General features: G+C 40.3%; 15 protein-coding genes. 10 read left to right on the top strand and 5 right to left on the bottom strand.

Annotated features, from left to right (window positions below):
* Positions 1–150 precede the first annotated feature (150 nt).
* The 4 genes from AC33VI_RS21630 to AC33VI_RS21615 form a co-directional block, all read right to left on the bottom strand.
* A complete protein-coding gene (locus AC33VI_RS21630; protein WP_491784340.1) occupies positions 151–1,860 on the bottom strand; it encodes a GUN4 domain-containing protein in 1,710 nt (569 codons plus the stop codon).
* 179 nt (positions 1,861–2,039) lie between these two features.
* Positions 2,040–3,851, bottom strand: a complete 1,812-nt coding sequence (gene ltrA / locus AC33VI_RS21625) for a group II intron reverse transcriptase/maturase (protein ID WP_491784339.1) — start codon at positions 3,849–3,851, stop codon at positions 2,040–2,042.
* Positions 3,852–4,767: 916 nt separating this feature from the next.
* Positions 4,768–5,283, bottom strand: coding sequence for a pentapeptide repeat-containing protein (locus tag AC33VI_RS21620; protein ID WP_491784338.1), 516 nt, complete (start codon positions 5,281–5,283; stop codon positions 4,768–4,770).
* A 33-nt stretch (positions 5,284–5,316) separates the two neighbouring features.
* On the bottom strand, positions 5,317–6,648 hold the full coding sequence (locus tag AC33VI_RS21615; RefSeq protein WP_491784337.1) for an LCP family protein: 1,332 nt from the start codon (positions 6,646–6,648) through the stop codon (positions 5,317–5,319).
* A gap of 296 nt (positions 6,649–6,944) precedes the next feature.
* On the opposite strand from AC33VI_RS21615, the gene AC33VI_RS21610 reads away from it, so the two are divergent.
* Positions 6,945–8,006, top strand: a complete 1,062-nt coding sequence (locus AC33VI_RS21610) for a mannose-1-phosphate guanylyltransferase (RefSeq protein WP_491784336.1) — start codon at positions 6,945–6,947, stop codon at positions 8,004–8,006.
* An 85-nt stretch (positions 8,007–8,091) separates the two neighbouring features.
* Here the strand turns inward: AC33VI_RS21610 and AC33VI_RS21605 are convergent, their stop codons facing one another.
* Positions 8,092–8,415 (bottom strand): hypothetical protein, encoded by a 324-nt coding sequence (locus AC33VI_RS21605; RefSeq protein WP_491784335.1) that lies wholly within the window; start codon positions 8,413–8,415, stop codon positions 8,092–8,094.
* A 271-nt stretch (positions 8,416–8,686) separates the two neighbouring features.
* Here AC33VI_RS21605 and AC33VI_RS21600 point away from each other — a divergent pair, with 271 nt between their 5' ends.
* The 9 genes from AC33VI_RS21600 to AC33VI_RS21560 all read left to right on the top strand — a co-directional run.
* Positions 8,687–9,307: a vWA domain-containing protein gene (locus AC33VI_RS21600; protein ID WP_491784334.1), complete on the top strand. Its 621-nt coding sequence runs from the start codon at positions 8,687–8,689 to the stop codon at positions 9,305–9,307.
* 158 nt (positions 9,308–9,465) lie between these two features.
* Positions 9,466–10,620, top strand: a complete 1,155-nt coding sequence (ldpA, locus tag AC33VI_RS21595) for a circadian clock protein LdpA (protein ID WP_491784333.1) — start codon at positions 9,466–9,468, stop codon at positions 10,618–10,620.
* A 56-nt stretch (positions 10,621–10,676) separates the two neighbouring features.
* Positions 10,677–12,437 carry a R3H domain-containing nucleic acid-binding protein gene (locus AC33VI_RS21590; protein ID WP_491784332.1) on the top strand — a complete coding sequence of 587 codons (1,761 nt, stop codon included), beginning with the start codon at positions 10,677–10,679 and terminating at the stop codon, positions 12,435–12,437.
* A gap of 417 nt (positions 12,438–12,854) precedes the next feature.
* Positions 12,855–13,052 carry an NblA/ycf18 family protein gene (locus AC33VI_RS21585; RefSeq protein ID WP_491784331.1) on the top strand — a complete coding sequence of 66 codons (198 nt, stop codon included), beginning with the start codon at positions 12,855–12,857 and terminating at the stop codon, positions 13,050–13,052.
* Positions 13,053–13,087: 35 nt separating this feature from the next.
* Positions 13,088–13,720 carry a MarC family protein gene (locus tag AC33VI_RS21580; protein ID WP_491784330.1) on the top strand — a complete coding sequence of 211 codons (633 nt, stop codon included), beginning with the start codon at positions 13,088–13,090 and terminating at the stop codon, positions 13,718–13,720.
* Between the two features lie 42 nt (positions 13,721–13,762).
* Complete coding sequence (locus tag AC33VI_RS21575) at positions 13,763–14,419, top strand: HEAT repeat domain-containing protein (protein ID WP_491784329.1); 657 nt, start codon at positions 13,763–13,765, stop codon at positions 14,417–14,419.
* A 159-nt stretch (positions 14,420–14,578) separates the two neighbouring features.
* Complete coding sequence (locus AC33VI_RS21570; RefSeq protein WP_491784328.1) at positions 14,579–14,950, top strand: rhodanese-like domain-containing protein; 372 nt, start codon at positions 14,579–14,581, stop codon at positions 14,948–14,950.
* 102 nt (positions 14,951–15,052) lie between these two features.
* The gene (locus AC33VI_RS21565) at positions 15,053–15,343 is read left to right on the top strand and encodes a hypothetical protein (RefSeq protein WP_491784327.1); all 291 of its coding nucleotides are present in this window, start codon (positions 15,053–15,055) and stop codon (positions 15,341–15,343) included.
* Between the two features lie 23 nt (positions 15,344–15,366).
* Positions 15,367–15,596: alpha/beta fold hydrolase (locus AC33VI_RS21560; protein ID WP_491784326.1), on the top strand; the 230-nt coding region annotated here is incomplete at its 3' end.

Raw genomic sequence — 15,596 nt, 5'->3', positions numbered from 1 at the left:
GTAGGGGGGATGCCGAAGGCAAGGGGGTGGAGGCATGAGCCTATGAGACGGGAAGCTAATAGGACGAATAAAACCGTCCCTGAATTGACCGAGGTTTTTAGATACTATGACCTCGCGAAGCAGGTCGTAGCAGTTCATCTACAGGATCGATCAATTACTAGTTTCTTTTTCTTCAGGTTTATTTTTATCATCTTCAAGATTATTATTGTTGGAGTTATTGGGTTTCTTTGGTTTATTTCTTCCTTCTTCTGCTGCTAACTGCTGAGGAGTGGGATTAAAGTTACAACGAGCAAACAAATGCTTGATTACTTCTTGTTCTTCATCGGGTAACGCAAACCACCAAGGAAGATGACCCATGGGTGCTTGGCCAGGGTCAAAATCTAATTGTTCGTAAAGTAAGTAACCACTACCACTATCTACTGCACCTTTTTTCCAGCCTACTTCGGTGGCAAAACGTCGCCAAGTTTGAGTAGAAAAATCACCTTTTTGATTGACGCTTTGCCAAACTTCTTGTTGAGAACTAAAGCCAAATTTATTACCAGTATATTTTTGCCAAAGAGCATCAATTGTCCTAATATCGGGACAAGAGAATTCAGCAATGGTTCTTAATTCGATAAAATAATGCTTGTTTTTTTGTTTAGCCGTCCGAACTATTTCTTCTACTAATTTATAAGTTGCTAAATCTGCCTCAGACCATTTTTCTGCTTTTAATAAATCTCGCAAAGGCTTGTAACTAATTCCTGTTTTTTGAGAAATCAAAGGAATATTTTTCTGGGTAACTGTAGTACTTACTTCTATAGTTTCAGATTCTACTGCTTCTGTTTCGGGTTGGACTGAGTTATGATTGTTTTCTTCTCCTCCAGAGGCGATCGCAGATTCGTCCATAACTTCTAGTTCGTTATCGACGGTAACTTCTTCAGTCGGCTCGGATTTTGGAGTTGTTTCTGGAGTTTCTTTTGGGGTCTTGTTAGGAGTTTTTTGAAGAGGTTCGGGAGTAAAAGTTGGAACTGAAGAAATGGGTTCTGAATTATTTACTTCTGGTATGGGAGTAGGTTCTGGTTGGGGTTCTGGCTGAGTTGCAACTTCTTGATTACTAGAAGATGCTGTTTCTGGGGAAGTATTTGGAGTAGTAGGTTGTTCTAGTTTGGCGATCGCTTGTTGATAGGCATCAATGGGAATTGCATAGTTAGAAGTTCCACCAGAAATAGCGTGTACGTTGGCTTCGCCGTGAACTCCAATCACCAAACCTTGTTGATTTAAAACTGGTCCTCCACTCATGCCTGGGAAAGCTTCGCCGTTATAAATAATTGAATAGCCGTTTTCTGTAGACTTAGGCAACATACCGACTATATTCGCTGCGAAAAAACGATAGTAACGATTATCTTCTTTTCTTAATTCTCCTGGATAGCCAGCAAAATAAATACTTTGTCCTTCGTTCAAATTAATAGAATTGCCAAACTCTGCTATTTGATAGTTTTGCTGGCTAGTAAATTGAAAAATTGCTAGATCTAATCCTGGTAGTTGTTTGATACTGTTAGGATCTACTTGATGCTTTCTACCATCGATAGTACGAACAACATATTGTCCTTGATTCTTCATAACGTGCCAATTGGTCAAGACGGTATAAACATCATCGGAGTGTTCGATAATCGAACCCGAACCCACGCTAGCACCATCTATCCGAACGATAATTTGCTTGGCACGAAGATTAACTTCCTCGGAAGAAAGAGCTTGAGCTATTTGAGCGATCGCAGTTTGAGTAATGACGGGTTGTATTGCTGTTGCTAGTCCGCTCGATGCGATCGCCAGGGCAACTGTTCTGGTGATAAACGATCTTTTAGTCTTTCCCAAAAATTTCATCAATTTAACCTGACTCCAATATCTCCAACTAAATCTATTTAGTTAAAGTCCAAAAACTGCGTTGTTTAAGATGTTAAACTAAGCCTCCTTGTCACCAAGGCGACTCGTCTTCAAAACCCATCGTGAGACTTTCACCTCAATGGGCTTCTCTCCAATTAGGCTCTTGTTATGAGTACCATTCAAACTAGAGCGGGCATATCTCCATCCCAAACCCAACCTGATTTCTCAAATTGTTTCTGAAACTTTTGATATACTTTATTCCACTCTTGGCGAACTTTGTAACGTTTAATTGTTACTAAATCCGTTTTCGTTTTAACATCATGACAATGCTTGTGTAGTACCTGAAGATTATCGTATTGGTCTTTACCTCCCGCTTTACGGGGGGTAATATGGTCGATTTCGATTTCATCTCCAGGTTTGAAAGTGAGTCCACAATGATTACAAATTCCTTTTTGTACTCTGAGCAACCGAGCTTTACGGTTTGAGATACCTGGGTAATTACCCATTTTCTTAGACCAGTAAGTCCAGTCACCGTCATACGGACTAACATCACCTTTTACCTTTGAATATCGGACGATTTTTGTATGTTGGTGTTTTATTAAAGGGAATAATTCCTTTTCACGTTTGTACGCAAATGTCCAGTTATCTCCGCCTAAAGTGTGAAAATATTTATTGTTAGCCCATGTTTTGCTTTTATTTGGATGTCTGCGGTAGCACCATCGCTCCAGCTTTTTAAATAAGAGGTGATTGACCTTAGTAAAGGTTTCTTTGCTACATACGTATTTGTAGTAGTTACACCATCCGACTATTTTTGGTATCAATTTAGATATCAAAGCCGATTGTGGTGCAGATTTCATCCTGCTTATGATTTCCGCCAGGTTGCGATAATGCTTAAGTACCTTATCTTTCGAGGGCTTAATTATAGTCTTGAATCCTAATATTTCACCCCTTGTGGATTTAGCACTGTTATGTTTACCACATGGATATTGTCTGATGTTGAACCCTAAGAAATCGAACCCTGGTTTTTCTCCTTCATAATCTAGGAGAGTGTGTTTTATTTTGGTTTTTTCTTCGTTGTATTCTAGACCAGATTCATTAAGCAATCTTTCTAGAATCCCTCTACAATTTTTAACTACATTCAGGTCTTTGTGTAAAACCACAAAATCATCTGCGTAACGAATCAAGGAGAGGGAAGCCATATTATCCCTTTTACCTCCTTTCCATGTAGCAGCGTATTTTTTAAGTTCCATTTCCAACCCGTGTAGAGCAATATTGGCTAGTAAAGGACTAATCACTCCACCCTGGGGGCTTCCTTCTTTAGGAAAGATTTTCTTTCCTCCATCAATGATTCCTGCCTTCAACCATGCTCTAATTTGTCTTCTTGCTTTGGGAAAGGTATTAACCTTATCTAGAAGTTTGAGATGATTGATGCGGTCGAAACACTTGCTAATGTCGGCATCTAAAACAAATTTAGATTGATATCTAATCTGATTAAATATTGTTCCAATAGCATCATGACAGTTTCTCCCTGGACGAAAACCGTATGAATTGATTTCAAAACGGGCTTCCCATTCAGGTTCGATTGCTGACTTGATTAGAGCTTGCAAGGCTCTATCGTGAATTGTAGGTATGCCAAGAGGACGTTTTTTTCCATTGGATTTTGGTATCCAAACTCTTCTAACGGGTTTAGATTTACCACTGAGTTTTAGATTTTGAGCAAGAATGAGTCTTTGTTTTGGGGTGAGTGTTTTTATACCATCTACACCCGCTGTTTTCTTGCCATTGTTATCTTGACTAACCTTTCTGACCGCCAACAGCTTTGCGTTGTATGAGTTCAACAGGGTTTTTTGTAATCTTCGTAACTTTCTTACATTGTCACTTTTGCTGGCTTGATAAATTCGCTTTTGGAGCTTGAAAACGGATAGTTCGACTTTACGCCAATCTATCTTATTCCATACCACAGTATTCATTTCTGAATCTGTATTAGTCATATATACTCCCACTTGCTTTATTTTATCTTCCTGAATTAAAGTCGGTACGTGGGCATATCCCTGGCATTACACCATCTGTCACCAGCATTACTCGTTGAATCGAGTTAGGGCATTAGCTTTTTACCGAATCCTACTCCTCCCATAACCTCTGATAAAGAGATGTTACATCTTGGATGACTACTTAGAAAATACGACTATATTCTAAGAGTTATGAGAGGCTTTTCTCGTTCCAAATACTCGTTGGTTCGACTCTTTAGGGTGTACCTATCCACCGATTGCCTTTGTTAGATGTTGGATAAAGAAACAAAAAATTCTTTACCTTTGACTATTTTGCCTTTTGGCTACAGCGTGTTAGCCTTATTTCGCTGTTTTGAACTAACGATGGTTAAGGTTTTAATCCTGTACTCCAGAACATATTAGATGTTGGGTATAAAATGGACGAATTTTATACCTTATGTTCTTTAACCTTTTGGTTACAGCGTAAAAAGCCTTATTTCGCTGCTTCCACCTCGTGGAGCTTACGGATACTTTGCTTTTGCTACCCATAGATTTAGATCTTGCTTGCGGGAAACCAGTTTAGGCTACCAGTCAGAACCGCTTTTACTCCCGCTTTACGGATTGATGTCCAATCTCTACCGTAGGGAATATGCTTTTAACCCCAACATCTGGGTAATGGGACTTGAGTTTGTAGGAGGGCTAATCCTAATCCTTGTTACAGGGTTCTCGCACCCATACGAGTATTCAGTTGTCATTGTATATTGGCTTACCCGAAGGTTTTAGCCGACAATGCTAGTAGTCCCCGTATTTGTTAATACGTTTATACTAAACGAGCCGCACTTTTGTCTGTTCATTGTAGCCAAAAAAAAGAAGATTGCGATCGAATTCAACAGTCAAACCGATATTTAAAACTAATATTTTAATCCCGACATCCCAAACTGTATCTGGTTTCCACCCCTGTCACGGGATTTGTACCCGAAGCCCGCTTACACATTTGATATATTTGATAGCGGTCTAAGATAGCATCGGTAAAGTCTGCCCCTGTAATAGTAGCTCCCTCAAAAATCGTACTAGTTGCCACCGCATCGCGAAAAATAGCATTGGTGAGGTCTGAGTTTTCAAAAGAAACTCGATCCATTAAGGAACTGGTGAAATTAGCGTCTTTGAGGTTGGTATTAATAAAGATTCCTTTAGTCAAAATAGAATTACTTACATCCGAACCTTCAAAACTAGAACCTCTAGCATCCGCAGCCGCAAACACACCACCGACGAGGTTTTTATGGGAAAAATCTTGCTCTCGAATTTCGCTGTAGGTATAGTTCACCGCACTATCTTGAGCCAAGGCAACACGAGCATCGAGTAAGACCCAAATTAGAGCGATCGCTACAATTGCGAGGATATGTAATAAACGTTGTTTAAATCTGGCTAAAATCACAATCTGAAAAATAGTTATGTTACTTTAAAAAAATTAGAAATTACGATTAGATGAGGGTAAGTTGAAAGCATCTGTTCCCACACGAACGAGCAATGGTTGCTGTCTGCCATTAGACTCAGGCTCTAAATCGCCAAAACCCATTATTTCTTTTAGGTGCTTGGCTCTTGCTAGCTGACTGCGATCGCTCGTAATTTTGGTCTTATTTAATCTTAACGGTATATGTTCCACTAGATAAACATCTTGAAAATTTTGACTGCGTAAATAATCGACTACACGCATTCCTAATTCTGGACTATCTGTAGTGTTTTGCACCGCTACAGGTTGATGTTTGAAAGCAAGATTGTTACGATTGCCGAAATTATTTGGTAGCTTAGAAACAGATTTTGATTTATTAAGACGATTATTAATATTATTGTTATTGCCCGCAGTATAGCCTGCAACTAGATTGACTTTAATATTATCTGATTCTAATTCCTTGACAAAGTTCGCTAAAGAGACAGCCTCTGGTAAAGAAAGATTCGTATCTAAATCAGATTTATGTTTGGCTAAAGTTATTTCAAAGCTTCTCAAATAAGTAGGAATATTAAAACGCTGACGAATCGTTTCCATCGCTTTTTTTTGTCTTAGAACTCGACCTTGAGGCTCGCTACATTGATCTATCTCTAAATTACAATCATTGAAAGTGATTCTTCCGCTAGCAATTAGTCGATTAAAAGTACCAGGAGTAGCCCTGACATAGCGATCTATTTTTATACCGTCAATTGTTTGGACGATAGTTTGAGAAACTAAAGCCACTCCTCCATACCGATGAGCCTCTGCCATAGTTCCCCAACCAAACCCAGGTATTTTGACCCGATTATTGGGAGGAATATTAATTACACGAGTAATATTCTCTTGGGGTCTAAATTGCAATAAGAGAATTGTTTGACTTTCCCCCTCAAATTCTTGAGACAATTCATTTTCTAGCCCTCGAACGGGTTTGACTTCCAACAATAACAAATCGATCGGTCGATTCAAACCAGTTTTAACTTCAGTTTCTAGTAAAGGAGAATTAAGCTGAAAAGTTTGAGCGATCGCTTTTTCTACAGCATCAATTTTAGTTAGAGCAATACCGCAGCTAGCAGAAACAAGAGCCGTAAAACCGAAAATCAAGCCCCAACCAAAGCCGCAATTAAAATGAAACCAGCGGGATGGGGACAATTGAAACTCCAAATCTTCGCTGGAACTTTCAGTCTGGCGATCGAGTAGCTGAAAATCTCCTAGGGAAATTGATTTTATTTCTTGAGTTTCTTCGAGGTTAAAACTGGGATCGCTATTCCAATCTCTTGGAGTTTTATTTTGTCGATCTGCTTTCTCCTGGCTCATAGAAAATATTTTGGTTTTATAGTTGATTTTATATTATGCTTGATGTCAATTAATTTAGTAGATATACGCTAAATTTTTCTCCATAGCCAATACCCTTAATTGTGGTCAAGAAATACAGTCAATCCTATTGTTTCACAGACAAATTTTTTCAACGAGCAGCAGAGATCGCCAGAGAAAAATCATACTTTTAGCCAAGGTAGTTGATTTTCCGATCCACAGCTAAAATCGTTTAACATGACAATCTGCCCAGAGATATATCTAGTATCCATACTGCATTTACTATAAAGGAAGAATCAATGACAACCAACCTAATCCCTATTATCTTGGCTGGTGGAAAAGGAGAACGTTTTTGGCCAGTAAGTCGCCTCAAACGACCGAAGCAATTTTTATGTTTGGATGGTAGTGGTAGAAGTTTACTTCAGGCTACAGCCGATCGCCTTTTAGATTTAGCAGGAGGTTGGTCTAATCTTTGGGTAATTACCTCTTCAGCGATCGCCGATGGCGTAAAAGAACAATTACCCAATTTACCAGAATCAAATATTTTAGTCGAACCCCAAGGAAGAGATACAGCCCCCGCAGTGGCTTGGGCTACTCTGGAAGTAGCTCGCAAATATGGCGAAGATGCGATCGTGGGTTTTTTCCCTGCCGATCACTGGATCGGAGATGTTGCAGCCTACGAAAAAACCCTACAAACTGCCACCAAACAGGCTGCTAGCGAGCCTTCGATTGTCACTTTAGGAATTACTCCCGATCGCCCTGCTACGGGCTATGGTTATATCGAGCAAGGCATAGAAAAAGACAATTTTAACGACTTGCCAATTTATAAAGTGACTCGTTTTACCGAAAAACCCGATGCTGCTACAGCCCAATCTTTTATCGATACGGGCAAGTTTAGCTGGAATAGCGGTATTTTTATTTTTAAAGCAGGAGTTGTCTTAAACGAACTAAAAAAATACACTCCCGAATTATTGAAACTACTATCCGAAAAAGGTAAGGAAGCTTATGCCGAACTAACTAAAGAAAGTATTGATTATGCCCTGATGGAAAAAACCCAGCTAGCTTGCGTGCTTCCTGCCAATTTTGGTTGGGACGATCTAGGCGATTGGAATGGGGTAGACCGACTGTTAAAAGGCGATCGCGATAATGTAGAACTATGCACTCACATTGGTAAAAATACCAAAGATGCCCTGATCTATACGAGCGATCGCGATGAAGTGGTAGTAACTATCGGTCTAAAAGATGTAGTTATAGTGCGGGATGGTAAAGTAACTCTTGTAGTCGATAAAAACCATACCCAAGATATCAAACAGGTAGTCAAATCTCTTCACGAGCGAGCGGACATGGAACACTTATTGTAGGAATGAGGGATCGAGGATGAGCAAGTTTCTCTATCTGTGTCGATATAATCTTCCTGTCTCCTCGTCTCCCTGTCCCCTAGTCTGATTAACTCGCAGAAGCTACCGAACCCGAACTAGAACTACTCGAACTTCTAGTTACCGTACGACTTAGCAATTCTTCTTCCATAGGAACAAACTCAATTCTATTGAGGAGAGTAGTTACGAAAGCAAATAACAAAAAAGGAAGAGACAAGACTAAGACAATTCCTACTGTTGCTAAAGCATAAATTTGTCTGGTACTACTCCAAAGAGCTAGGGTAGTCGCCAAACTAATAAAAATTACAATCAGCCAAATAATTATCTGACCGTAAATATCGCCGAATTTCAAAGTACAGACCATTTTATATTTGTGTAGGTCGTTATTATTCATTAGAAATCTCCTAAAAATGTAGTGTCAAAAAAGATTGAGATTAATTCAAATTATGAAGGAGGTTTTTTAGAATAGCTGTAAATCGAAAGAATATCGCAATATTTTCCCACTCAATTGCAATATCTGTTTACAATTACTGGAATTTAATAGGTATCAGTACTTAAAAGAGTTTAAACCAAATCTGTGAAAATTTTTGATTTTTGACAGTTCGCTTCAAGCTTGTAATAGGCTGTAATAGAAGAAATCCGAACTAAAGAAAAATTGAGGCATCATGACCGATAGCTCTATTGTCGAAGATCGCGACTATACCTTAATCATTGATAAAAGTGGCAGTATGTCCATTAACGATCGCCCAGAAGGCAAAACTCGCTGGGAATCCGCTCAAGAATCTACTCTGGCTTTAGCTAAAGAGTGCGAAAAAATCGATCCTGATGGTATTACAGTATATTTATTCTCTGGTCGCTTTCGTCGTTACGATAATGTTACCGCAGACAAAGTAAGTAAAATTTATGCGGAAAACGATCCCATGGGACGAACAGATTTAGCCAGCGTTTTAGCCGATGCTGTCAATAATTATTTCGATCGCAAGGCAGCAGGAGAAGCCAAAACCAACGGAGAAACTATCGTAGTGGTTACCGATGGCGAGCCAGATGATTACAAAGCCGTGATGCGGGTAATTATTGGTGCTTCTCGCCAGATAGATCGAGATGAAGAATTAGGGATTTCTCTGATTCAAGTAGGCAACGATCGCAAGGCGACTCAATTCCTCAAAGCCCTAGACGATCAGTTGGAATCTGCGGGAGCTAAATTTGATATCGTCGATACCATTACCATTGATGATATGCAAGGTTTGTCTTTGGCAGAAGTTCTGTTAAATGCCGTCACTGGATAACCTATAACCTATAACAGATTGGAGAAGTAACAACTAACAACCGATCTTAACAAGTGTTGCTTTTGTATTTTATATGTGCTTCAATAAATGTGGACTTAAAATTGTCCATTGATAAAAAACCCTAGCATTAATAGCAGGTAAGCTATTAGGATGTAAGAGTGACTAAATCCTCTCCCTTACATTCATTACTAGAAGGTAGCTGGTTTAAACTAATTTGTGGAGCTAGCTATCAACACCTTCCTACGGTACGTAGTTTGGCATTGACATATACTTTGGCTGGTGCTGACTGTATTGACGTTGCTGCCGATGCTGCTGTAATTACTGCCGCTCAAGAAGGAATTAGAGTTGCAAAAGAAATACAACTTACCCTAGGCGCGATCGCCTCGAAGAATTATGATTGTCATCAACTTTCCTCCCATAACCAATATTTAACACCATCTCTTCCCTGGTTGATGGTTAGCGTCAACGATGGAGAAGATCCTCATTTTCGCAAAGCAGAATTTGACGTTACTCGGTGTCCTTCCGATTGTTCTAGACCTTGCGAGTCTATATGTCCTGCTGATGCTATTGCTGCCGATTCTATTGGGGTAATAGACAGTTTATGCTACGGTTGCGGTCGTTGTTTGCCCGTATGCCCTATTGGGGCGATTGAGACTCGCTCCCATATATCTAGTCCCCAGGAAATAGTTTCTTTAATCGAATCGATGTCTGTAGATGCCTTGGAAATTCACACCCAGGTAGGACATTACGATCAATTCGAGGGTTTATGGCAAGACATTAAACCCATAGTTGGCAAACTAAAACTGTTAGCCATTAGCTGTAATGATGGCGACGATGTTGTAGATTACTTGCGATCGCTCTATCAATTAATTGTTCCTTTGCCCTGTGCCTTAATTTGGCAAACCGACGGACGATCTATGAGTGGAGATATTGGCAAGGGTACTACTCATGCAGCGATCGCTTTAGCTCAAAAGGTTTTACAGGCAGATTTGCCTGGATATATTCAATTAGCGGGAGGAACAAACGACCATACAGTAACTAAACTAGCAAGGTCGCAGATGTTGCGACAATCCGAGCGAATTTCTCAAGTGCGATCGGTTGCGGGAGTAGCCTATGGCAGTTATGCCCGCGCTATCCTCTCGCCTATCTTAGACCGCTTAGAAACAACTGAACTGCAAAATATTCAATCTAATTTAATTAAACACCAGCCAATGAACCAGCTTAACTTGAAGCTAGAACAAGATCGGGATTTACTAAAACAAGCCGTAAGTAAAGCCAGTCAGCTAGTCAACCAAATCAAGAGAGTTAGTTAAATCAAAGCCGAACTAATTCTTGCCAGCTAAAAAAATATTACAGTCAACTTTTTTAAATGCAGTCAGAAATAGCTTCTCATCGGATGCAAGTCACCGATAATTTAGATAAATTACTTACCATTTTCCCCGACTCGATTCGTTCCAAATTAGACGATAAAATCCAAAACGACAGCGACAAGCTCATTGAAGTAGTTTTAGATTTGGGCAGATTGCCAGAGGCTCGTTTTAGCGATCGCGTTACCTATATTCGAGACGAACCAGTTACCAAAGAAGAACTGCAACACTGTATCGATCGCGTGGGCAATTTTAGCAGCGATAACCGTGCGGGTATCGAGCGGACTCTGCACCGTATTAGTGCGATCCGCAACCGTACTGGCGATATTATTGGTCTGACCTGCCGTATCGGTCGAGCTATCTTCGGTACGATCGTGATGATTCGTGATTTAGTGGAAACAGGACAGTCTATTTTGCTTTTAGGTCGTCCTGGGGTTGGTAAAACCACCGCATTACGGGAAATTACCAGAGTTTTAGCCGACGACCTGCAAAAAAGAGTCGTAATTATCGATACTTCTAACGAAATTGCAGGAGATGGTGATATTCCCCACCCCGCGATTGGTCGCGCTCGTCGGATGCAAGTCGCTCGCCCTGAGTTACAGCACCAGGTAATGATCGAAGCCGTAGAAAACCATACTCCCGAAGTTATTGTCATTGATGAAATCGGGACGGAATTGGAAGCTTTAGCAGCTAGAACTATTGCCGAACGTGGCGTACAGCTTGTCGGTACGGCTCATGGTAATACCGTCGAAAACTTAATTAAAAACCCCACTCTCTCAGATTTAGTCGGAGGCATTCAAAGCGTTACCCTAGGGGATGACGAAGCCCGTCGTAGACGAACCCAAAAGACGGTTTTAGAGCGCAAAGCACCTCCTACCTTTGATATTGCCGTAGAGATGTTAGAAAGGCAACGTTGGGTAGTTCACGATGATGTTTCCGCCACTATTGATAGTCTTTTGCGGGGTATCGAGCCTCCCGCTCAAGTGAGAACAGTAGATGACAGTGGAGAAGTCACCATTATTCATGAAGAATCTCCTTCTCCCTTTAAACCCCTACCCTCTAGAAATACTGGTACGGTAACTCCTTTACACCCCCAAGGTCTGAGAGCGTCGGGAAAAATGACTCCCGTAGCTTTAAATAATGGCAAATCTGCTAGAGTTAGCAACGGTTCGGATTTTGATCGCCTGTTAGAAGGATCTTGGCAAACTCAAGAGCCTGGTGGTAGAAAAGTTCGCACTCCTGGACCAAATGGAGAAGATTGGCCTGTTTATATCTATGCCTATGGCATTGGTCGCTCTCAGTTAGACCAAGTAGTTGAAGTGTTAGATCTTCCTGTGGTTTTGACCAAAGATTTGGATGAAGCAGATGCGGTAGTAGCATTGCGATCGCAAATCAAGCATCATTCTAAATTACGGAGTATTGCTAAAGATCGTCATATTCCCATCCATACGGTCAAATCGAATACGATTCCTCAAATTACTCGCACTTTCCGTCAAATTCTCAACCTAGACGATCCTAATATTCCCGAACCTACAGATTTGCGTCTGTTTACTAAAGCGGGAAGCGACGACGAGATCGAAGCATTAGAAGAAGCTAGGTTAGCCGTAGAGCAAATAGTAATCCCCAAGGGACAACCCGTAGAATTGCTACCGCGCTCGGCAAAAGTCAGAAAAATGCAGCACGAACTGATCGAACATTATCGTTTGCAGTCTGATAGTTTTGGAGACGAGCCAAATCGCCGTCTGAGAATTTATCCTGCTTAGTCATTGAGCATTTATCATTGAGCATTTAACAATGAGTGCTTAATATTTGGCGATCGCTTTTTTTCGGGAATGGATAGAGCGATCGCTTTTTGTTGTGTAGCAAATGATTATTTTTCTGTGGTTACAGATTCTTCTATATATTGTCCTTTGGTTAAGTAAATAAATTCTTTTAAAGATATTTTAATAAATCAAGAATCGAGCGATCGCTCCCTCAAACAAACTTCAGGGTATTTACAATGTAGTGGATGACAGTTCATGGGGCTAGCGATCGCCTAAACGAACGAACAATACCTTATCATCGGTACGGGTTTTACTACTTAAACTCTTTTGTAAAGCCTTGTTAATTCTTCTTAATTTTAATTAACATAATTTATAGATTATTAAAGATTTACTTATATCAAGATTCGCGAGTTAGCCATGAATTATTCCGAGCAATTATCTCTAGAACAGGAATTTAACTTGAGAAGATTCGCCGATCTAATACAAACTCTCTCCCCAGAGCAAGCACAGGATTTATCCCTAGAGCTTTATCGGCAAATGATGCTTAAAGATAACTTGTACGAGGAGTTATTAAAAGACTATTGGGATATGACCGCATTACCTGTATCTGCATAATATTTCAATCTTGAGTGCTGACAGCACAAAAACTTATGTCCCAATTAGTTTCTTATGCACTCGGAACTTTTGTTGCTTTATTCCCCATTACCAATCCAGTGGGAGCAATACCGATCTTTTACAGCTTAACAGCCAATGTCAGTAAGGGTCAAAGATTAAAACAAGCTAAGAAAGTAGCTCTCAATGCCAGTGCAATTATGGCTTTTTTCTTTGTTACGGGTCAAGCTATTCTCGACTTCTGGGGTATTTCTCTCGGGGTCTTGCAAATTGCAGGTGGGTTGTTGATAGCTCGCACTGCTTGGACATTTGCCGAAACTCACCAACATCAGACTGTTAATAATTCTTCAGAAGTAGCTCCACAAAAAGATATCGCATTAATTCCCATGGCAGTACCTCTAATCAGTGGTCCAGGAGCCATTGGTCTGGTGATTGGGCTGGCGGCTGAAGACCCCCAATGGTCTAACTATCTTGGTGGTTTGCTGGGAATTGCGCTGCTGGGAATAACACTTTATCTCTGTCTAGCTTGGGGAGAGTTACCGATCAAAGTTTTTGGCAAAAGAGGAATCCGTGTCCTGACTCAAGTTTTAGGCTTTTTCATTTTAGCAATCTCGATTCAATTGTTAGCTGATGGCATTTTGACCTTGCTACAAGAATCAGGATTGATTTAATAAACCAATCAAGTTAAATTAACTAAATTTTTAGATATTCTCATGGAACTGCATCAGATTGAAACCTATATCGATAGCCCTAATCCTGAAAATCGTATGAAAGCGATTACCGAGTTGAGGAATTATGAACCTCATGTAGTCGTTCCCCTACTAAAGCGAAGAATTAATGACCAAAAATTTATGATTCGTTCATTTGTCGCTTCAGGTTTGGGATTTAAACGCACAGACGAAGGCTTTGATTTACTGCTGCATTTAATCGAGTACGATCGCGATTACAACGTCAGAGCAGAAGCTGCCAATTCTCTAGCTAAATATGGTGAAGACGCAATTCCCCATCTAGTGAAACTATTTCAACAAGATTCTAACTGGTTAGTAAGGTATAGCATTTTTGCCGCTCTCGATTTAACACAACATCCCGAAATTCTTTTAGAATTTTGTACTTTAGGACTCAAGGGAAACGATCGGGTTGTTCAACAGATAGCGATCGCCAGTTTAGGAAAATTAGCCAAAACTCCCCAAGAAGATTTAGCTTTAGAGCTACTTTTCCCAGCAGCGAAATCCGAGCAAGGAGAAATTCGCACCCAAGTAGCCAGAGTCTTAAAAAATTTTGAAGATCCAAGAGCAAAAGTCGCTCTCGATAATTTGCGACAGGATTCTGATTATCGAGTTGTCGGTGCAACTTTAGAAGGACTTCTCTAAAATTAGCATCACAAAAGCATTTACTAAATCATATTGCCAGCATCAAAATTTAGTAATAGTTGATTTATGTCAAGTATTTTTTACATAAAAACATTAATCTTAAATTTTCGTTACACTATAACTAACAAGTTCAGCTAATCTATTTTCTCAACACCAATCATGAGTAATTCTTCAAGCATTATTCCCGAACCTCTCAAAGCTCAATCCCTCGTTTACGATTTGAAAAAACGCCTGGACTGGGGAGAACCAGCGCTCACCATCATTGATGTCAGAGAGAGAGATGCTTTTCACACTAGCCATATCTTAGGGGCTGTTTCTCTGCCGATGAACGAATTGGTTAATCGTGCTTTAAATAATCTCGAACTGGAGCGCGATCTCTATATCTATGGCTCTACTGATGAACAAACTGCTAATGCAGCCGCTCAACTCCGTGCTGTTGGCTATCAAAACGTAGCCGAACTTAGAGGGGGTCTGGCTGCCTGGAAAGCAAACAGTTTTCCAATTGAAGGAAACTTGGCGGTAGTTGCCTAAATCTAAGCACTCAAACCCAATTAATCCCCTATATTGTAGGCGGTAAGTAGTTTCTGCTACCAAGCGACCTTAAATTCAAATTATAATTTTCCGTTTTAGTAAATGTTTCCTAATCTTCTTCAAGCAACAAAAGAATACTGGCGGCAGCTAGATGAACTAGAGGTTGCTTATCAGCAAGGTGAAATCCCTCTAGAAGAAGTAGATGCTAGAGTGGCTGATCTAATGGCAGAGCTAGCTGATGAACGCCGCGCCGCTTTTCGCTATTTTTGGCATGGCTGTCTGCATTGGATAACAACACATAAAGAGACTGTAATTGGTTTAGCTATCTTAGGGCTAATCGCTTATATTTGGGTGCTGACCACATCGGTATCCTCAACTTTGACAATCTCATAATTCTCTTCGTCTTTTAACAAGCTATGTTACAAATACCTGGTTTTAGCCAAAACTTCCTGAACACGAGCCTTGGAAACATGTCCTACTATACGGCCGATCGTGCTCCCTGGCTGCCAGACGAAGTTTTGCCAAAACCCCGACCAACACTAGTATTTCTCCACGGTTTTGGGGGCGGCTCCTCAGCTTATGAATGGTCTAAAGTTTATCCAGCTTTTGCCAGTGAATATCGTATTTTGGCACCAGATTTAATTGG

The sequence above is a fragment of the Waterburya sp. genome (genome assembly GCF_058530065.1).
Note: the sequence above shows the minus strand (reverse complement) of the source record. Positions and strands in the feature narration are given on the sequence as shown.

What these genes read in the sequence shown, in the direction of transcription:
- AC33VI_RS21580 (WP_491784330.1), top strand. Translation starts at nt 13,088, where the DNA reads ATGTCCCAATTAGTTTCTTATGCACTCGGAACTTTTGTTGCTTTATTC.
- AC33VI_RS21610 (WP_491784336.1), top strand. Translation starts at nt 6,945, where the DNA reads ATGACAACCAACCTAATCCCTATTATCTTGGCTGGTGGAAAAGGAGAA.
- AC33VI_RS21575 (WP_491784329.1), top strand. Translation starts at nt 13,763, where the DNA reads ATGGAACTGCATCAGATTGAAACCTATATCGATAGCCCTAATCCTGAA.
- AC33VI_RS21590 (WP_491784332.1), top strand. Translation starts at nt 10,677, where the DNA reads ATGCAGTCAGAAATAGCTTCTCATCGGATGCAAGTCACCGATAATTTA.
- ltrA (WP_491784339.1), bottom strand. Translation starts at nt 3,851, where the DNA reads ATGACTAATACAGATTCAGAAATGAATACTGTGGTATGGAATAAGATA.
- AC33VI_RS21600 (WP_491784334.1), top strand. Translation starts at nt 8,687, where the DNA reads ATGACCGATAGCTCTATTGTCGAAGATCGCGACTATACCTTAATCATT.
- AC33VI_RS21565 (WP_491784327.1), top strand. Translation starts at nt 15,053, where the DNA reads ATGTTTCCTAATCTTCTTCAAGCAACAAAAGAATACTGGCGGCAGCTA.
- AC33VI_RS21570 (WP_491784328.1), top strand. Translation starts at nt 14,579, where the DNA reads ATGAGTAATTCTTCAAGCATTATTCCCGAACCTCTCAAAGCTCAATCC.
- AC33VI_RS21585 (WP_491784331.1), top strand. Translation starts at nt 12,855, where the DNA reads ATGAATTATTCCGAGCAATTATCTCTAGAACAGGAATTTAACTTGAGA.
- AC33VI_RS21615 (WP_491784337.1), bottom strand. Translation starts at nt 6,648, where the DNA reads ATGAGCCAGGAGAAAGCAGATCGACAAAATAAAACTCCAAGAGATTGG.
- AC33VI_RS21630 (WP_491784340.1), bottom strand. Translation starts at nt 1,860, where the DNA reads ATGAAATTTTTGGGAAAGACTAAAAGATCGTTTATCACCAGAACAGTT.
- AC33VI_RS21605 (WP_491784335.1), bottom strand. Translation starts at nt 8,415, where the DNA reads ATGAATAATAACGACCTACACAAATATAAAATGGTCTGTACTTTGAAA.